The 17,056-nt window shown below is 44.9% G+C and carries 19 protein-coding genes; 1 reads left to right on the forward strand and 18 read right to left on the reverse strand.

Annotated elements, in window-relative coordinates; all coding sequences use genetic code 11:
• Positions 1-12: 12 nt before the first annotated feature.
• Positions 13-1,311 carry an SH3 domain-containing protein gene (locus M72_RS15855; protein WP_055068882.1) on the reverse strand — a complete coding sequence of 433 codons (1,299 nt, stop codon included), beginning with the start codon at positions 1,309-1,311 and terminating at the stop codon, positions 13-15.
• 266 nt (positions 1,312-1,577) lie between these two features.
• Positions 1,578-2,342, reverse strand: coding sequence for a type I 3-dehydroquinate dehydratase (gene aroD / locus M72_RS15865; protein ID WP_055068883.1), 765 nt, complete (start codon positions 2,340-2,342; stop codon positions 1,578-1,580).
• A 150-nt stretch (positions 2,343-2,492) separates the two neighbouring features.
• Here aroD and M72_RS15870 point away from each other — a divergent pair, with 150 nt between their 5' ends.
• Positions 2,493-3,527 (forward strand): 3-deoxy-7-phosphoheptulonate synthase, encoded by a 1,035-nt coding sequence (locus M72_RS15870; RefSeq protein WP_022046154.1) that lies wholly within the window; start codon positions 2,493-2,495, stop codon positions 3,525-3,527.
• 72 nt (positions 3,528-3,599) lie between these two features.
• On the opposite strand, the gene M72_RS15875 is transcribed toward M72_RS15870, so the two are convergent.
• The 16 genes from M72_RS15875 to argS form a co-directional block, all read right to left on the reverse strand.
• Positions 3,600-4,136 carry a hypothetical protein gene (locus M72_RS15875; RefSeq protein ID WP_022046155.1) on the reverse strand — a complete coding sequence of 179 codons (537 nt, stop codon included), beginning with the start codon at positions 4,134-4,136 and terminating at the stop codon, positions 3,600-3,602.
• 61 nt (positions 4,137-4,197) lie between these two features.
• Positions 4,198-4,764 carry an NUDIX domain-containing protein gene (locus tag M72_RS15880; protein ID WP_022046156.1) on the reverse strand — a complete coding sequence of 189 codons (567 nt, stop codon included), beginning with the start codon at positions 4,762-4,764 and terminating at the stop codon, positions 4,198-4,200.
• Positions 4,765-5,070: 306 nt separating this feature from the next.
• A complete protein-coding gene (gene rny / locus M72_RS15885) occupies positions 5,071-6,591 on the reverse strand; it encodes a ribonuclease Y (RefSeq protein WP_405560145.1) in 1,521 nt (506 codons plus the stop codon).
• Between the two features lie 154 nt (positions 6,592-6,745).
• Positions 6,746-7,351, reverse strand: a complete 606-nt coding sequence (locus tag M72_RS15890; RefSeq protein WP_055068885.1) for a regulatory protein RecX — start codon at positions 7,349-7,351, stop codon at positions 6,746-6,748.
• A 3-nt stretch (positions 7,352-7,354) separates the two neighbouring features.
• A complete protein-coding gene (gene recA, locus M72_RS15895) occupies positions 7,355-8,416 on the reverse strand; it encodes a recombinase RecA (RefSeq protein WP_055068886.1) in 1,062 nt (353 codons plus the stop codon).
• Positions 8,417-8,562: 146 nt separating this feature from the next.
• The gene (gene trxA / locus M72_RS15900) at positions 8,563-8,889 is read right to left on the reverse strand and encodes a thioredoxin (RefSeq protein ID WP_055068887.1); all 327 of its coding nucleotides are present in this window, start codon (positions 8,887-8,889) and stop codon (positions 8,563-8,565) included.
• 17 nt (positions 8,890-8,906) lie between these two features.
• Positions 8,907-10,499 (reverse strand): peptide chain release factor 3, encoded by a 1,593-nt coding sequence (locus tag M72_RS15905; protein WP_022046161.1) that lies wholly within the window; start codon positions 10,497-10,499, stop codon positions 8,907-8,909.
• Between the two features lie 67 nt (positions 10,500-10,566).
• The gene (locus M72_RS15910) at positions 10,567-11,196 is read right to left on the reverse strand and encodes a SpoIIIAH-like family protein (protein WP_022046162.1); all 630 of its coding nucleotides are present in this window, start codon (positions 11,194-11,196) and stop codon (positions 10,567-10,569) included.
• Between the two features lie 2 nt (positions 11,197-11,198).
• Positions 11,199-11,723, reverse strand: coding sequence for a hypothetical protein (locus M72_RS15915; RefSeq protein ID WP_022046163.1), 525 nt, complete (start codon positions 11,721-11,723; stop codon positions 11,199-11,201).
• Positions 11,683-11,979, reverse strand: a complete 297-nt coding sequence (locus tag M72_RS15920; RefSeq protein ID WP_022046164.1) for a stage III sporulation protein AF — start codon at positions 11,977-11,979, stop codon at positions 11,683-11,685. Before M72_RS15920 ends, M72_RS15915 begins: the two co-directional genes overlap by 41 nt.
• Positions 11,980-11,993: 14 nt before the next feature.
• Positions 11,994-13,127 carry a stage III sporulation protein AE gene (locus M72_RS15925; protein WP_055068889.1) on the reverse strand — a complete coding sequence of 378 codons (1,134 nt, stop codon included), beginning with the start codon at positions 13,125-13,127 and terminating at the stop codon, positions 11,994-11,996.
• Between the two features lie 2 nt (positions 13,128-13,129).
• Positions 13,130-13,513, reverse strand: coding sequence for a stage III sporulation AC/AD family protein (locus M72_RS15930; RefSeq protein WP_158569461.1), 384 nt, complete (start codon positions 13,511-13,513; stop codon positions 13,130-13,132).
• 5 nt (positions 13,514-13,518) lie between these two features.
• Positions 13,519-13,713 (reverse strand): stage III sporulation protein AC, encoded by a 195-nt coding sequence (gene spoIIIAC, locus M72_RS15935; RefSeq protein ID WP_022046167.1) that lies wholly within the window; start codon positions 13,711-13,713, stop codon positions 13,519-13,521.
• 26 nt (positions 13,714-13,739) lie between these two features.
• On the reverse strand, positions 13,740-14,255 hold the full coding sequence (locus tag M72_RS15940; protein ID WP_055068890.1) for a stage III sporulation protein AB: 516 nt from the start codon (positions 14,253-14,255) through the stop codon (positions 13,740-13,742).
• The gene (locus M72_RS15945) at positions 14,228-15,151 is read right to left on the reverse strand and encodes an ATPase, T2SS/T4P/T4SS family (RefSeq protein ID WP_055068891.1); all 924 of its coding nucleotides are present in this window, start codon (positions 15,149-15,151) and stop codon (positions 14,228-14,230) included. The genes M72_RS15940 and M72_RS15945 overlap by 28 nt, the downstream gene beginning before the upstream one ends.
• Positions 15,152-15,252: 101 nt before the next feature.
• Positions 15,253-17,037: an arginine--tRNA ligase gene (gene argS / locus M72_RS15950; protein WP_055068892.1), complete on the reverse strand. Its 1,785-nt coding sequence runs from the start codon at positions 17,035-17,037 to the stop codon at positions 15,253-15,255.
• Positions 17,038-17,056 lie beyond the last annotated feature (19 nt).

Here is a 17,056-nt window from a genome sequence, read left to right on the forward strand (position 1 = left end):
ATGATGTCTTTATTATTTTACCGTTTTTATTAAATCGCTCTTGATGTATCCGGTTTTTCCCTGGAACTTCACCTTCGTCCATTCTCCCTTGGTGCCAAGTTTCTTTAATTTTACGCCCGCATCTACTTTTCCAAGAAGTTCTCCATCTGTACTGGCGGTTTTACGCACATTGCAGATATCCTTCGTTTTTACGGTTCCCTTGCCGGAACCTGACTTGGAAGATACTTCCTTTACAAATTCGCTCTTTACATATCCGGTTTCTCCCTGGAATTTTACCTTGGTCCAGTCACCTTCCGTTCCAAGTTTCTTCAGTTCCACACCAATATCCACTTTTCCGAGGAGCTCACCATCCGTACTCGGGCTCTTTCTGACATTACAGATATCTTTTGTCTTGACCGTACCGGTAGATTTCTTGGAATCGCTCTTTTGGGTATCTTCCTTCTTTTCCGTAGACTCCGTTGTCTGGGTTTCCTCGGTCTTTTGAGTTTCTTCTTTCTTTTGAGTTTCTTCCTGTTTCTTTGTCTCTGTGGTCTGGGTTTCCTGCGTCTGGCTTTCCGTCTCTGTCGTCTGGGTTTCGGTATTGCTTACAATCGTTTCTCTCCATTTTGCCATGGCATTTCGAAGTGTTCCACCCACCATATTGGCAAGTTTTTCATCACTCTTTACAGCTTCATTATAGCTTGTCTGCACCTCTTTCTGCAGAGCAACCACTTCATCACTCTTCTCATATGCCAGAATCAGGGAATACAGATTTGCATCCAGATCCTGATCCAGGAAATTGAAATTGTATGCAGAGTATATGTTATTGATGATCAGATTTCCCTTTCCGTCTCTCTCCACATAGAAGAAATCCATTCCCGGTGCCGGAGTATCCACACCTTTGAATTTCAGATCATAGCATACAGATACCAGATAAGAATCATCGGTTGCCCCCTTTGTGGAATAACAGGTGATGTTCTGATAATCCTCATAATACTCAGAAAACGTCGTGATATAACTCTTTTCATTGTCACTGAGCGGCTGTGCAATCATCTCCAGCGAATCCGTATCTCCACCGGCATATGCCGCATAATAATTTTCCATCAGTGTCACAAGTTCCGCATCTGCATCCTTCTGCAGCTTACCAATTTCCTGATATTCTGTAGTCTGTGTCACTCCCTGTGTACCGTTTTGTGTCTCTTTCTGATCTTTCTGCGGACCGGTACACTTTACCAGAATCACAACAAGAATCACAAATAAAACAGCTGCGCAAAAATATCGTCTATATTTCACAAAAAAGTCTGTAAACTTTTTTAATTTTTCATTCTGCATATGAACCCTCCATAAAAATGCATCTTTCCATTTATGATACCACACCTCATACTATTCGTCCAGTAAAAAAGCGGTGCATGACGCACCGCTTTTCCTGTCGTTCCATGGGTAAGTTGTTTCCTTGCCACATAGCATAAACTGCACCCGGCGGGAATCGAACCCGCATCTCAGGAGTCGGAGTCCTGCGTTCTATCCATTATACTACGGCTGCATAGCACTCTTATTTCACAAGTGCCTTTTTACTATATCACACTTCAAATTTAGAGTCAATCCACACTTTGATGTAAAATATGAAGTATTTCTTCCAGCTGCTTTACCGGAAGCTGCCCCGGTGCGCTCGCCTGCCCGCCTGCGCCAAATGTCACACACGATCCGAAAAACTCTCCGGCCACGCGGGAAATCCCCCCTTTTACACCCATGGACATGGTAATCAGCGGATGATCCGGATGGTTTTCATGAAAGCGGTTGGTCTCCTCCAGCAAATGCAATACATCCCACATATTCTGCGGCATAACTGCCAGTTTCACGACATCTGCGCCACTCTCACGGATCTGTTCCAACAGCATGCGGATCACCTCCGGGTCCGGCGTCTGTTCAAAATCATGATGGGAAGCAATCACATATACTCCCATCTCCTGCAACCTCGCTATTTCTTTCTGCGGATTTTTTGCTTCAAAATATTCCACATCAATAAAATCCACGACATCTGATTCTGCCGCCACCTGATGAATATCATAAATATCCGCCGCGGAAAGTGCTTTGCACCCTCCCTGATTTTTAGAACGGAAGGTATACACCAGAATACTTTCCTTTATGATATGTTTCATTTCGTTTAATATTTCGCGGATCGCATTCGGACTTTCCACGTTTTCAAACGCATCCACACGCCACTCAATCATTTCCGTGTGTGCTTCTTCCAGCCTTCTGGTTTCTCTTAAAATTTCTTCTTTCGAAGACTCCATGACCGGCACACACACGAGCGGTTTCCCTTTTCCTATAATCTTTCCTTTTATACAAAGCAGATTTTCCATCTCTGCACCTCCTGCTGTGTTGTAATTCTCTGTTATTATATTCTAAAAGCCCGAAAGAAACAACCGATTCCTGTTATTTGACATTTTTCCCGTTTTCCATTAAGATAGTCACGGTATGTGATATCCGAACTTAAGAGATAGGAGAAAAAAATGAGTTTTGAATTTTTAAACCAATTACCGACTCCGGCAGACATTAAGCGCGATTATCCGCTTTCCCCGGAGCTTCGTGAATTAAAAAAACACAGAGACCTCATGATCTCTGATGTAATTACAGGTAAAGATTCACGTGTCCTCGTAATCATCGGACCGTGTTCTGCAGATAACGAAGATTCTGTATGTGATTATGTGAGCCGTCTGACCAAAATCCAGGAAGATGTCAAGGATCAGGTCATCTTAGTTCCGCGTATTTACACCAACAAACCACGTACAACCGGCGAAGGCTACAAAGGGATTGCTTCCCAGCCAGATCCGGAAAAAGCTCCGGATATGATCGAGGGTCTGATCGCCATGCGTAAAATGCACATCCGTGCAATCGAAGAAAGCGGTCTTACCTGTGCCGATGAAATGCTTTACCCGGAAAACTGGGGATATGTCGAGGATCTTCTCTCCTACGTTGCCATCGGAGCACGTTCGGTAGAAGATCAGCAGCATCGTCTGACGGTCAGTGGTTTTGATGTCGCTTCCGGAATGAAAAATCCTACCAGTGGTGATTTTTCTGTTATGCTCAATTCTGTATACGCGGCACAGCATCCGCATCATTTCGTTTATCGCGGATACGAGGTGGAGACAACCGGAAATCCTCTGACTCACGTGGTTCTTCGCGGTGCAGTCAGCAAGCACGGCAATACCACCCAGAATTATCACTATGAAGATCTGATCCGTCTTCATGAGATGTACGAAAAAATGGATGTCATCCATCCGGCAGCCATCATTGATACCAACCATTCCAACTCCGGAAAGAAGTTTAAGGAACAGATCCGTATCGCAAAAGAAGTGATGCATAACCGCCAGCTTTCTTCCGATATCCGTTCTCTGGTAAAGGGTCTGATGATTGAAAGTTACATCGAAGAGGGAAATCAGTCTATCGGAGATCATATTTACGGAAAATCCATTACCGATCCTTGTCTCGGATGGGAAGATTCCAAACAGCTGATCTATGACATTGCGGAGATGAACGCAAAATAAACAGTTTTTGTCTGAAAACAAAAATGGAGTGTAAAAAGTGTTCCTTTTGCACTCCATCTTTTTATAATTTTTTTATAATTTTTCTACAACAAAACGTAACAGCCGGATTCCAACAGATGCCTCCAATACACATCCAAGAAGTACCAGTACCGCAACTCCCATCCCCCATGCCAGCCGCAGCAGCCATGGATTTTTCCGGTTATAAAACCTGTGCGGTTCTACCAGCAGTAAAAGCGCAAGCGCTGCAAGATACAAAATTCCATGTGGCAGCCACGATACCAGAAAAAAAACAATTCCAAGAATCCCCATATTCATCACACAGGCAGCAAAAAATACCCCGCCGGTAAAATAAATCAGGCAGCGCAATAATAATGGCAGAATTGCTTTTAAAGCAGTAAGGGAAAGGATTGCAATAATCACAAACACTTTTCCCCTTTCCCATAAAATATTTGCCAGAAGCGGCAAATACCCGGTATCCGATGCCGCAAATGCTTTCATATGATACGCATTTAAAAATCCATAAGTCGTAAAATATTCATATCCAAACAGACAGGTACATAAAATTCCCGCCAGGCCAAAACAGATTCCAATCGCCAGTTCCTTTTTCATAAAAATTCCTAAAACTCTTTTCTTTTCAGCCTATGCCCTGTCCGTTTTCTTTATTCCATTTTTATAAATCCAGATGTTTTCCCATTCCGCCTTTTTTTGCTGCCGCATATGCCATAATTGCAGCAATGGTTTTTCCATCCTGAATTTTCCCTTCATAGATCATATCGCACAACTCTTCCAGTGTGTAAATTTCCACATCAATGGATTCCGCTTCATCCAGATGCCGGGTTCCCACTTCCAGATCGGTAGCTACAAAAATATCAACCGCCTCATCACAAAATGCCACCGTCGTACGCAGGGATAATAAATGTTTCACATTCGTGCTGCGGTATCCCGTTTCCTCTTCCATCTCCCGTGCCGCACAATACGCCGTATCTTCCGTCTTACTGTCCCGACAGCCGGCCGGAATTTCAAGTGTTTCTCTCTCCAGCGCATTGCGGTACTGACGCACCATCACAATTCTTCCATCCTTCATAACCGGAAGAATGGCGGCTGCGCCCATACGATGGGATACAAAATCCCACTCTGCTTTGTTTCCATCCGGAAGTTCCATCGTATCTTTGTAGATATCCAGAATTGCTCCCTTGTATACCAGTTCTCTCTTCAATCGTTTTACATGCTCTACCATATTTCAAACCTCTCTTTCCTGTCCGAACATCATCCCCGGATATTTTTCATCGTTCACAGTTTCTTCAAATTTGTAACATATCCATTTCACACTTTTCCGGTATAGTGAAATCATCAAAAGGAACCAAAACCTTTCGATCATTTTTTTTCATAATCTGGCCAGTGCAGCCGTGCTGTACTGGTCCCTCCTTTTTATTCTATACGTCCCATGAAATCCCAATGTATTTATTTTACAACACATTATGATATAAAAAAGGCTTAATCCCGCTTTCCGCGGTCTTAAGCCTTTTTAAGTTCATTTTCACAATTACTTCGCATAGTCAACAACACGCGATTCCCTGATCACATTTACCTTGATCTGACCCGGATATTCCAACTCAGTCTCAATCTGTTTTGAAATATCTCTGGCTAAAAGAACCATATCCGCATCGCTGATCTGCTCAGGAACAACTAAGATACGAACCTCTCTACCTGCCTGAACTGCAAAAGATTTTTCTACACCCTTATAGCTATTTGTAATATCCTCAAGCTGCTGTAAGCGGTTTGAGTATGTTTCCAAAGTTTCTTTTCTCGCACCCGGACGTGCAGCGCTGATGGTATCGGCTGCCTGCACCAGACATGCAATCAGACTCTCCGGCTCCACATCACCGTGATGTGCTTCCACTGCATTGATGACAAGAGGTGATTCCTTGTACTTTCTACACAGTTCCACACCCAGCTGGATATGGGAACCTTCCATATCATGATCTACAGCCTTACCAATATCATGTAATAATCCCGCACGTTTTGCCATACGGACATCCTCACCGATTTCTGCGGCGAGTAAACCTGTCAATTGTGCGACCTCAATCGAATGTTTCAATGCATTCTGTCCATAACTGGTACGATACTTCATTTTGCCCAAAAGCCGGACAAGCTCCGGATGAATGCCGTGGATGCCGACTTCTAATACAGCAGCCTCGCCTTCTTCACGAATCATTGTCTCTACTTCTTTTTGCGCTTTTTCAACCATTTCCTCGATACGAGCCGGATGAATCCGTCCATCCACGATCAACTTTTCAAGTGCAATTCTTGCAACTTCTCTTCGAATCGGATCAAAGCTGGAAAGGATAACTGCTTCCGGCGTATCATCAATGATCAGATCTACTCCTGTCATCGTTTCAAGTGTACGAATATTTCGTCCTTCCCTACCGATGATACGGCCTTTCATCTCATCATTCGGAAGCTGTACAACAGAGATTGTGGTTTCAGCAACGTGATCCGCAGCACATTTCTGAATTGCAGTAACTACATAGTCCTTTGCCTTCTTGTTGACTTCTTCCTTCGCCTGCGCTTCCATTTCCTTGATCATCTTCGCAGTGTCAATCTTCACATCTTCTTCCACGGTCTTTAAGAGGTATTCTTTTGCCTGTTCAGAGGTTAATCCTGAAATTCTTTCCAGTTCCTGTACGCGCTGTTCGTTGAGCTTTGCTATCTCAACTTTCTGCTTCTTTAAATCTTCTTCTTTGGCACGGAAACTTGCCTCACGCTTTTCAATCGATTCGAGTTTCTTGTCCAGATTTTCTTCCTTCTGCACAATACGACGCTCGTTACGCTGAATTTCATTTCTACGCTCTTTGATCTCCTTGTCAATCTCATTCTTGGAACGAATGGTTTCTTCTTTGATCTCAAGCATAGCTTCGCGCTTCTTGTCTTCGGCATTTTTCACAGCCTCGTCGATGATGCCTCTGGCCTGCTCTTCTGCATTTCCAATCTTGGTATTTGCTACCTTCTTGTGATATTCAGTCGAGATAAACCATACAGCAACCGCAGTAATTATAAGTGTGATAACAACAGCAATAATTACTTGTGGCACAGGAGCACCTCCTTTATTAAGTTTTCATTGTACATATAACAAAAAGAAATATTAGTCTTCCATGTCATACTTCTACAACATTATAATTTTATCCTTTTTGCTTAAATATGTCAAGCAATACGTGCTTTCATTGTTTACTTTTCATAGCATGCAGCACATCATTGCTCCGAAAGCCCCTGCGCATCAGATACTGGTAAACACGTGTAAATTCTTTTTGGTCAGAATTTTGCGCGTCAAACTTTTTCTTTTCCAGCAGATGTATGATCTGCTCCTGTTCGTCCCCCTCATAACATTCCTCAAGGGCACGATCAATCACTTCTCCAGGAACTCCTTTTCCATACAGTTTTACTTTCAGCTGATAGCGGCTCATACGATCCTGACGATAATTGATATAGGTACATGCATAGCGGTAATCATCGACATAATGAAAAGATTTCACATATTCAAGTGCAAGATCAATACACGCCTGCGGATATCCGCCCTGTTTCAGTTTCTCCCGCAGCTGCTGCTCTGTACGGTCCATCTGTTCCAGCAGATGCATGGTTCTTCTCTTTGCACGCTTTCCCACCACTTCATAAATCAGCTGATGCTCCTCTTCATCCGAAAGTGTGCTTCCTTCCCGCATCCGAAACTGTTTTGCCTCTCCCCGGTAAAGAACAAGCTCCGTTCCATTATCCAGATGGAAACGAAGCCTGCCCTTTCCCAGAGTCGTACACTCTGTCACTGTAACCATATCTTATTCATTCTTGCTTTCCGCATCTGCAGATACCGGAGTCTCTTCTTCGCCTTCCGGGGTCTCATCCTCCTGTGCAAAATAATGTTCACGCACCATTTCTTCAATCATCTTACAGAATTCCGGATTTTCACGCAGATACGTCTTTGCATTTTCACGTCCCTGTCCGATCTTGTCTCCTTCATAAGCATACCATGCACCGGATTTGCTGATAATTCCGACATTTGCTGCCAGATCCAGAATATCTCCCTCTTTGGAAATACCCTTTCCGAACATGATATCAAACTCTGCTTCACGGAATGGAGGTGCTACTTTGTTTTTTACGACTTTGACACGGGTATGGTTACCAATGACTTCTCCTGCCTGCTTGAGCTGTTCTACACGGCGCACGTCCAGACGAACAGAAGAATAAAACTTAAGTGCACGGCCACCGGTCGTTGTCTCCGGATTTCCAAACATAACACCAACTTTTTCACGGAGCTGGTTGATAAAGATTACAATACAGTTTGACTTGCTGATCACACCGGTCAGCTTACGAAGCGCCTGACTCATCAGACGTGCCTGCAGGCCCACATGGGAATCTCCCATATCTCCGTCAATTTCCGCCTTTGGCACAAGAGCTGCTACCGAATCGACAATTACAATATCGACGGCTCCGGAACGCACCATGGTCTCGGTGATCTCGAGCGCCTGCTCTCCGCAGTCCGGCTGGGAAATATAGAGATTGTCAATATCAACACCGATGTTCTTTGCATAGACAGGATCAAGCGCATGCTCTGCATCAATGAATCCGGCAATTCCGCCCTGCTTCTGCACCTCTGCCACACAGTGCAGTGCAACGGTAGTCTTACCACTGGACTCCGGTCCGTAAATCTCAATGATACGTCCTTTCGGAAGTCCTCCGAGTCCCAATGCAATATCCAGACTGAGGGATCCTGTAGGAACCGTTTCTACGTTCATATTTGCGGAATTGTCCCCCAGCTTCATCACAGATCCTTTGCCATACTGTCTCTCGATCTGTGCGATTGCCGCATCCAGTGCTTTTAATTTATCGTCCTTTGCCATAATATTCTCCTTCTTATCGAACCTATGTTCGTATCTATGTTCTAATAGTAGTATATTTTGTTTGTATTGTCAATGCAAAATTTTAAATGGGGAAATAAAAAAAGACAGTCGCTCTGCAACTGCCTTTTATTATACGTTGTATCCTACTACGCGTCAAGAAGTGTTTTCAGGTAATCCTCAATCGCATCCTGCGTCTGTAATCCTACCATCTTCTTTTGAAACATTCCATCTTTCATGAATACCAGCGTAGGAATACTCACAATCTGGTAATTTAATGCAAGCTGTGGCTGCTCGTCCACATTTACTTTGCATACTTTCACCTGATCTCCCATTGATTCTGCAACTGCATCCACAACCGGTGACTGCATCTGACAAGGGCCACACCAGGATGCCCAGAAATCAATCACGACCGGCACCTTTGCGCCGACAACTTCTGCTTCAAAGTTTTCTTTTGTAATTGTTACAACTCCCATGATCTTTCCTCCTTTGATTAATTCTTACTGAACTCGGATAATACGAGTCCTTCGTTTCGGTCAAGTGTCATGCCGACACTCCATGCATTGACAAATAAAAGAAGCGGATTTCCCTTCATATCAATCACTTTCTTCATATCTGAAGTACCAGTCAGCGCGTCCACATCCACTTCCTCCTTGTTCTCGATCCAGCGGATATGTTCATATGGAAGATTCTCCAGACGGATCTCCACATTATACTCGTTTTCCAGACGGAACCGGAGTACATCAAACTGCAGCACACCAACTACTCCTACTATGATTTCCTCCATACCGCCTTTGTATTCCTGGAAAATCTGGATGGCACCTTCCTGTGCAATCTGTGTTACTCCTTTTACAAACTGCTTGCGCTTCATGGAGTCGATCAGACGTACACGTGCAAAATGTTCCGGCGCAAATGTCGGGATTCCCTCAAACTGAAACTTGTCCTTTGCCGTCGTGAGGGTGTCCCCGATAGAGAAAATGCCGGGATCAAAGATACCAATAATATCTCCCGCATATGCTTCTTCTACCATTTTACGCTCGTCTGCCATCATCTGCTGCGGCTGGGAAAGCTTGATCTGTTTGTTTCCCTGCACATGGAATACTTCCATGCCCGCCGTAAACTTACCGGAACAGATACGCATAAACGCAATACGGTCCCGGTGATTTTTATTCATATTTGCCTGAATCTTAAAGACAAACGCAGAAAAATCTTCCTGAAACGGATCAATCATTCCGATGTCTGATTTCCGGGCCATTGGCGCATAAGTCATCTTCAGGAAATGCTGCAGAAAAGTTTCCACACCAAAATTGGTCAGGGCAGAACCGAAAAATACCGGGGAAAGTTCTCCCTTTGTCACAAGTTCCATATCAAATTCCGCACTGGCACCGTCAAGAAGTTCGATTTCGTCATCCAAAATTGATTTTTTCTCCTCACCAATCTCGTCGATCAGTGCCGGATCATCGATATCAATAATCTTTTCGGAACCTTCTTTTGTTCCCTTTAATGTATCGGCAAATGTCATAACTTTTCTGGTATGACGGTCATATACACCTTTGAATTCTTTTCCGGAACCGATCGGCCAGTTGACCGGATACGTTGCGATTCCCAGTTCATTTTCAATATCATCAAGAAGCTCAAACGTATCATTTGCATCGCGGTCCATCTTATTGATAAATGTAAAAATCGGAATATGGCGCATTACGCATACCTTAAACAGCTTACGTGTCTGCGCCTCTACTCCTTTGCTTGCATCAATCACCATGACTGCGGAATCCGCCGCCATAAGTGTACGGTAAGTATCCTCCGAGAAATCCTGATGTCCCGGGGTATCCAGAATATTGATACAGTATCCGTCATAGTTAAACTGCAGCACCGACGAGGTGACCGAAATACCTCTCTGCTTCTCGATCTCCATCCAGTCAGACACCGCATGTCTTGCTGTTGCCTTTCCTTTTACGGAACCGGCAAGATTGATGGCTCCTCCGTAAAGCAGGAACTTCTCCGTCAGAGTCGTCTTACCTGCATCCGGATGGGAAATGATAGCGAATGTACGCCGTTTTTCTATTTCTTTTCTTAAGTCACTCACAGTATATCCTCCAAACCAATTGCACACTGTACCTCATTTTATACTAAAAACTATGTATTTGCAAGTGCTACTGGATGGGAGTGATCACAATCTTATCTGCGGATACTCCGGTCTTACGCTTTACAATATCTTCGACCTGCGCCCGCTTGGCATCGGTTGCCTCCCCCATATTAAGAACCACATCACAGCCGTCATCATTCATACTGACAACCACATCCGTAAACCCTTTTGCCTCCAGCATCATTTCTGCATTGGACTCTTTCTCCGCAATATCCGTCAGTGTAATCATTTCATTGACCGCATCTTTCTTTTTGGACTCATCCAAAGAATCATTGTCAATGATTGCCTGCAGGGTTTCTTTATTTTTGGAACGCACCTGTTCCCGGTTAAGTTTCACTTTTGCCGCATAGTCGGAATCCCCGCTTGTCACAGAGGTAAGTACCGTCTCTCCCGGATTTTCCACATCTTCCGTCGATGCATTCGCCAGATCTTCCTTGCTGCTTGTGATATCCAGATCCTCCCCGGTTTCATAATCTTTATCCGCCTGGTCACTTACGGCACCCTGATTCATATTAGCTACCGTCTCGGCATCTTTGATATCAGCGCCCTTTTTGTCATAAGTAACATAACCGGCCACCGCAATCAGCACCGCCAGCGTTGTAATAACAATCTGATTTTTATGCACTCTTTTTTTCACGTCTATTCCTCCTGTACCGACATTTTAACTACTACTACCTTATGCGCTTCCACCGGAAATAATGACATTACCGCGTTGGAAATTTCTGTAACGGTCTTTGCATTTCCTCCACCCTGTGCCACAACCACAACCCCTTCAATTTTCGGCATCTGCCTGCAGATCACATAGGGCTGTCTGGTATCACCGGTATCGTACACCACCGTTGTCTCTTCCTTTTTGTTTCCATCTTTTGTCACATTTTTATCCAGCTGGTCGGTTCCCTCATCGGAAAATGTCAGCATTACACGGGTTTTTCCCACCCCGTCCATGTGTTCAAGCAGCTCCTTCAGCTGCTGCTGCAGCTGCTCTTTATAGGAATCTTCCGTCTGCAGCTGCTGCTCCTTTTGTTCCTGCGTCTGTGTTTCTTTCTGGCTTTGTTTTGCCCCCGTCGGCATCGCAACGATCATTACCATCACCCCAAGCAGAATCAGTACAACGAAATCCGATTTATTCCTCTTTTTGATCCACTTTCCCAAGATACTGTTCAAAAATATTCTCTCCCTTCTCCTGATATTCTATGCTTTCCATCTGCTCGACAATCTCATGCAGCTGCTGCCTTGCCTCTTCTTTTTTCATTCCTCCCACATAGACCAAAAGCGGCTGTGCCAGCACGGTGATCACGAGCACGCTGACAAAAAAATGAAAATATTTCTGATAGGTTTCCTTTGGTGTCAGATATGACAACAGATAAAAAATCAGCATCAGCACGAAATAATTTTTCACAAATGTAAGTACAACTTCCATGTTCTCCTCCCTCCTCAATAGATGAAACTGGTGGAAACACTGATTATGGATGTGGTAATAAAAAATAAAAGCAGCGCATCCAGCTGTATGGTACAAAAAAGCGCGCATCCCCTGGCAGCGGCCTGCACACACTGCGCAATCCGGCTGTCTGCGACCGGTGCCAAAAATGCAGCGGTCAGGCGGTACATCACAGAAAAACAGAAAGATTTCAGCAGCGGTGTCATCCCGATTACAAGAAGAAGGATAAGGGCAGCCGCGCCAATGCTGTTTTTTATGAGGATTCCGCTTCCGAGCAGGATCTCTGCTGCGGAACCGAAGGTATTTCCTACTCCGGGAACCGCGGATATACTGTTAAAAATACTGTTTGTGGAAAGCCTGTCTCTTGCAGGTACAATCAGAGACTGTACAACACCGATTCCCATAACGGCAGTCAGCCCGCCTTTTAAGACCAGTCGTATTCCGTCTTCGAACAGCTGCGCCATCTTTCCAAGTTTTGTTTCCTCAAACAGGTTATCCATCAGAAGAAGCAGCACAAACACATGAACCCCCGGCAGAAAAATAAATTTCATTCCCAGTTCCAGCAGATACATCAGTCCAAATGCCAGCTGATAAAAGGAACCCGCAGATGCCGCATTGCCGGAGCAAAACAGCGTTGCCGCATACAAAGGCACAAATGCGGTCATAAATGCCACCAGACGGTCAATCCCCTGATCTACCACCTCTGAGATCAGGGCAAATGATTGCAGCAATAACAGAACCACCCCAAGATAAACAATAAAAAAGCTCATCTGCGAAACATACCCCTGTCGCGTCATCATCACTTTTCCGTACAGCGCAAATAAAAGTCCTATGGCAAACATCTGCAAAAACATGGGCTTTGCAGCCGTGATTTCATAAAAAAATAAATCTGCAATATATTCACAGATCATTCCCGCATCCAGTCCGCCTGTTCCTTCCGTCACCAGTTTATTCACCATTTTTTCAAAATCCATCTTTTCCGGCAGATCCTGCGTCTGTGCATTGATATCCGTAAAATCAAGTTCTTTTATGATCTCATCCGCCTCGGCCGCCATCACATTTTGCGGCTGTAAAAAAATCATCCATACGAACAAAACAGACCAGAACAAAATTTTAGCAATTTTTTTCATTTCTACCCCCCGGTCATCTGTTCGATCAGCCGCAACAAAACCCACAATTCCGGAATGGACAAAGCAACGATCGATAATTTTGCAAACAGTTCAATCTGTCCTGCGACAGATCCATATCCCGCTTCCCGGCAGACCGATGCGGAAAAATCGGCAACATATGTAATTCCAAGCATCTTTAACAGTGCTTTCAAAAGTGCCGGATCTACCGGAAGCGTGTCCATCAGTTCCCGTAAAAAATCCAGGATAAACGAAATTCTTGACAGTGTGTATCCGAAAATCAAAACCGATGCTGCAATTCCCACAAGCAACGCCAGCTCTCCCTTTTCTTTTTTCAGTAAAAGAGCCAGAAAAACCGCAGCAATTCCGATCATTCCTATCTTTATCATAGACATCACATACGAAACAGGGTTTCCATCGTTGTAAACAGTTCACTGATACAAGGCACGATCCAGAACAACACTATTATCAGACCTGCCAGGCTCAGCAGAAATGCCTGTTCCTCCCTTCCACTATGCTTGAGAATCTGGCTGAGTACTGCCACAACAATTCCAAGCGCTGCAATTTTAAAAATAATTGTTACACTCATACACTCAAGGTTCCCTTCCTACGCCTTTACACCAGAAGAATGATCATAACCACGCCGGTCAGCATTCCAACAGGCAGATACACCCGCTGTTTTTTTAAAAATTCCAATCGTGACTCTGCCAGAAATTTTTCCATCCGTTTTCTGCAGATTTCATTGCATCGCAGATTCTCTGCACTGCTTTCGCCATAAAATGCTCCCGCGGCAGACGTAAGGATTTCCCAGCCCTCCTGCCCGATCTGCAGTTCTCTTTTGTGCTTCTGCAGACAATCCTGCCATATTTTCTGTCCGCTTGGATTCTGATGGTTGCGCATACATACACAGACCTCATCCAGAAATGCCTGCATGGATGCATCTGCCGTTTCATAAAAAGACAAAAAATCGTACAACCGCACATGTTCCTGTTCCAGTGCATATCCCCAGCGCACAAACAGGCGTATCCATTCCCCCGCCATCCGCTGTCTGGCTTTTTCCCCCTCTGCCCATTTGTACAAAAATCCGGCACACCCTGCCAGTATCAGGACGGTTCCGAAAATCCTTGCCACAATGGATTTCCTCCTCCCTCATATACGGTGAGAATCCGGCGCCCGTCCGGTTCTCTCTGCAGACCGATGAGCCGCATCTGTGAGCGGATCAGATCCAGTCCTCCCATCTGCAGGCGGTGCAAAACCTCTAAGACACTGCCGGCATGTATGGTTCCAAGGATCGATACCCCGCACCGGGCACAGTCTGCCACCGCAGCAAAGTCCTCCGGAAGTCCCAGTTCGTCCACTGCAATGATCTGCGGGGACATGGAACGAAGCAGCATATGGATTCCATGTTCCTTCGGACAATTGTCCAGCACATCCGTGCGGGGGCCCAGATCGTTTTGCGGAATTCCCCGGTAACACGCGGCAATTTCCGACCGTTCATCGACTACCCCGACCTTTTTCCCGGCACGCAGGTGATTTCCTTTCGAAAGCAGCCGGATACAATCCCTTAAATAGGTTGTTTTTCCGACCCCCGGCGGTGCAAAGAAAAACGTATGATATACATTCTCTCCGCAATACAGCCATGGAATCAGTACCGATGCACACCCCTTTTTTTCGTGAGCCAGACGGATATTTAAACCGCTGATACAGCTTAACAGCTTCATACAGCTTGAGGTTCCGTGTTTCTCATAGCTTGCCCGCCCAGAAACCCCGATCCTGTGCCCGCCTTCCAGCGTAAAATACCCCTGTCGCAGTTCTTCTTCCAGTGCATACACGGAATATCCACTCAGATAATTCAGTACCTCCCGCATATGTGCTTCCGTGAGCAGCCCAATCTCTTTTTCTTTCTCATCCCCATATAAAATTTCCAGCGGTTGTCCGACCCGAAGCCGGATTTCTTCTGCCCCGCACAACGTTTCTGCTTCCATCTGCGTTCGAAAATCTACCGGAAGATATTCTGTAATCTCCATTCTGTCACTTCCTCCATGTTTCTTTCCATAAAAAATGAGCCATAAGGACAAATCCCTATGACTCATTTATATGTTTTATATGTGATTTTAGAACATCCGATTTACATACGGTCCGGTGCGGAAAAACCAAGCACATCGATACAGGTCTCAAGAATATTTTTGGTCAGTACCAAAAGACCGATATAAGAAGCCTGTACCTTAAGATCTTCCTCGGAAAGAATCTTTGTCTCATGATAAAATCCGTTGAATGCATTGGCCAGTTCATAAATATATGCACAGATCTTGTGCGGTGCTTTCTCCTCATATGCATTTTCCATCATGGCATTGAAACGTGACAATACAAGCATCAGGTTCTTCTCACTTGCAGAATGTGCCCCAAGAATCGGTGCATCCGGCAGCGTATTTTTTGCAGTGTATTTCTTTAAAATGGATTTAATACGCACAATCGTATATAAAATATACGGTCCTGTATTCCCTTCAAAAGAAGTAAAACGCTCAATATCAAAACAGTAGTCCTTGCTTGCCTGATTGGACAGATCTCCGTATTTGACTGCTGCCAGAGCAACCGTTTTTGCAGTCTGCTTTGCCTCTTCCTCGGAAATATCGAGGTTTTCCTTTTCTTTCTGGTTCTCTGTAATCTTTTTGAGCATCTCCTCATTGATCTCATCAAGCAGATATTCCAGACGCATAACGCCGCCATCTCTTGTCTTAAACGGTTTGCCGTCTTTTCCGTTCATGGTACCGAATCCGATATGGGTCAGTTCCACATCCGGTCCGACGAGTCCGGTCTTTCTTGCACAGCGGAATACCTGTACGAAATGCATGCTCTGACGCTGATCCGTCAGGTAAATAATGGCATCCGGGTTGTAATCCTGCATACGCATCACAATCGTAGCAAGATCTGTCGTACTGTATAACGAAGCTCCGTCTGACTTTAAGATGATACATGGCGGAATCTCTTTTGTATCCGTATCCTCTTTGACATCCACAACCAGAGCCCCTTCGCTCATGTAGGCAAAGCCCTTGTCCTTCATCATCTGTACCATATCCGGAATATACGGCTGTGCATCCGACTCTCCCTTCCAGAGCTCAAAGGAGACATTCAGATTATCATAGTTCTTCTTTAAATCTGTCACGGAAACATCCAGAATGTGTGCAAGAAGTGCACGGTATCCCCGTCTGCCGGCCTGCAGCTGGCTGGTTGCCTCCATGGCAGCCTCACGGAACGCTTCGTCTTCCTTACTCTTTTTGCTGGCAGTCGGATAGATATCCTCCAGTTCGGAAATGGTAAACGGCGCCTCTTTCGGATATTCTCCGGTATAGCTTTCATCATAATATACCAGATCCGGCTTACGCTCTTTTAATTCTACAATGATCAGTCCCATCTGCAGACCCCAGTCTCCCAGATGCACATCACCGATCATGTTATGTCCCATAAATTTGCCGATCCGCTTGATACTCTCTCCAATGACAGCAGAGCGCAGATGTCCGACATGCAATGGCTTGGCAACATTGGCCCCGCCGTAATCTACAATAATGGTCTTCGGATGTGCCGCTTTGTCACAGCCAAATCTTCCCTCATCTGCTTTCATATCGCTGACATATTTCGCCAGATAGGCAGGACTTACTTTCATATTGATAAATCCCGGTTTTACAGACTCTACGCTCTCAAACAGTTCGTTTTCTGCCAGCGCCTGCGCAATCTTATCCGAAATCATGAATGGTGCACACTTGTACTCCTTTGCTGCAGCCATTGCTCCGTTACACTGGTATTCACACAGGTCCGGACGATTGGAAAGTGTAACTTTCCCGTATTTTGCATCATATCCCTGACCGGTAAATGCATTTGTCACCTGCTCGGTGATCAGATCTATTAATGTCTTCATCCTAGGGTTCTCCTCTTTT

Source organism: Roseburia faecis (assembly GCF_001406815.1).
Lineage (GTDB): Bacteria > Bacillota > Clostridia > Lachnospirales > Lachnospiraceae > Roseburia > Roseburia faecis.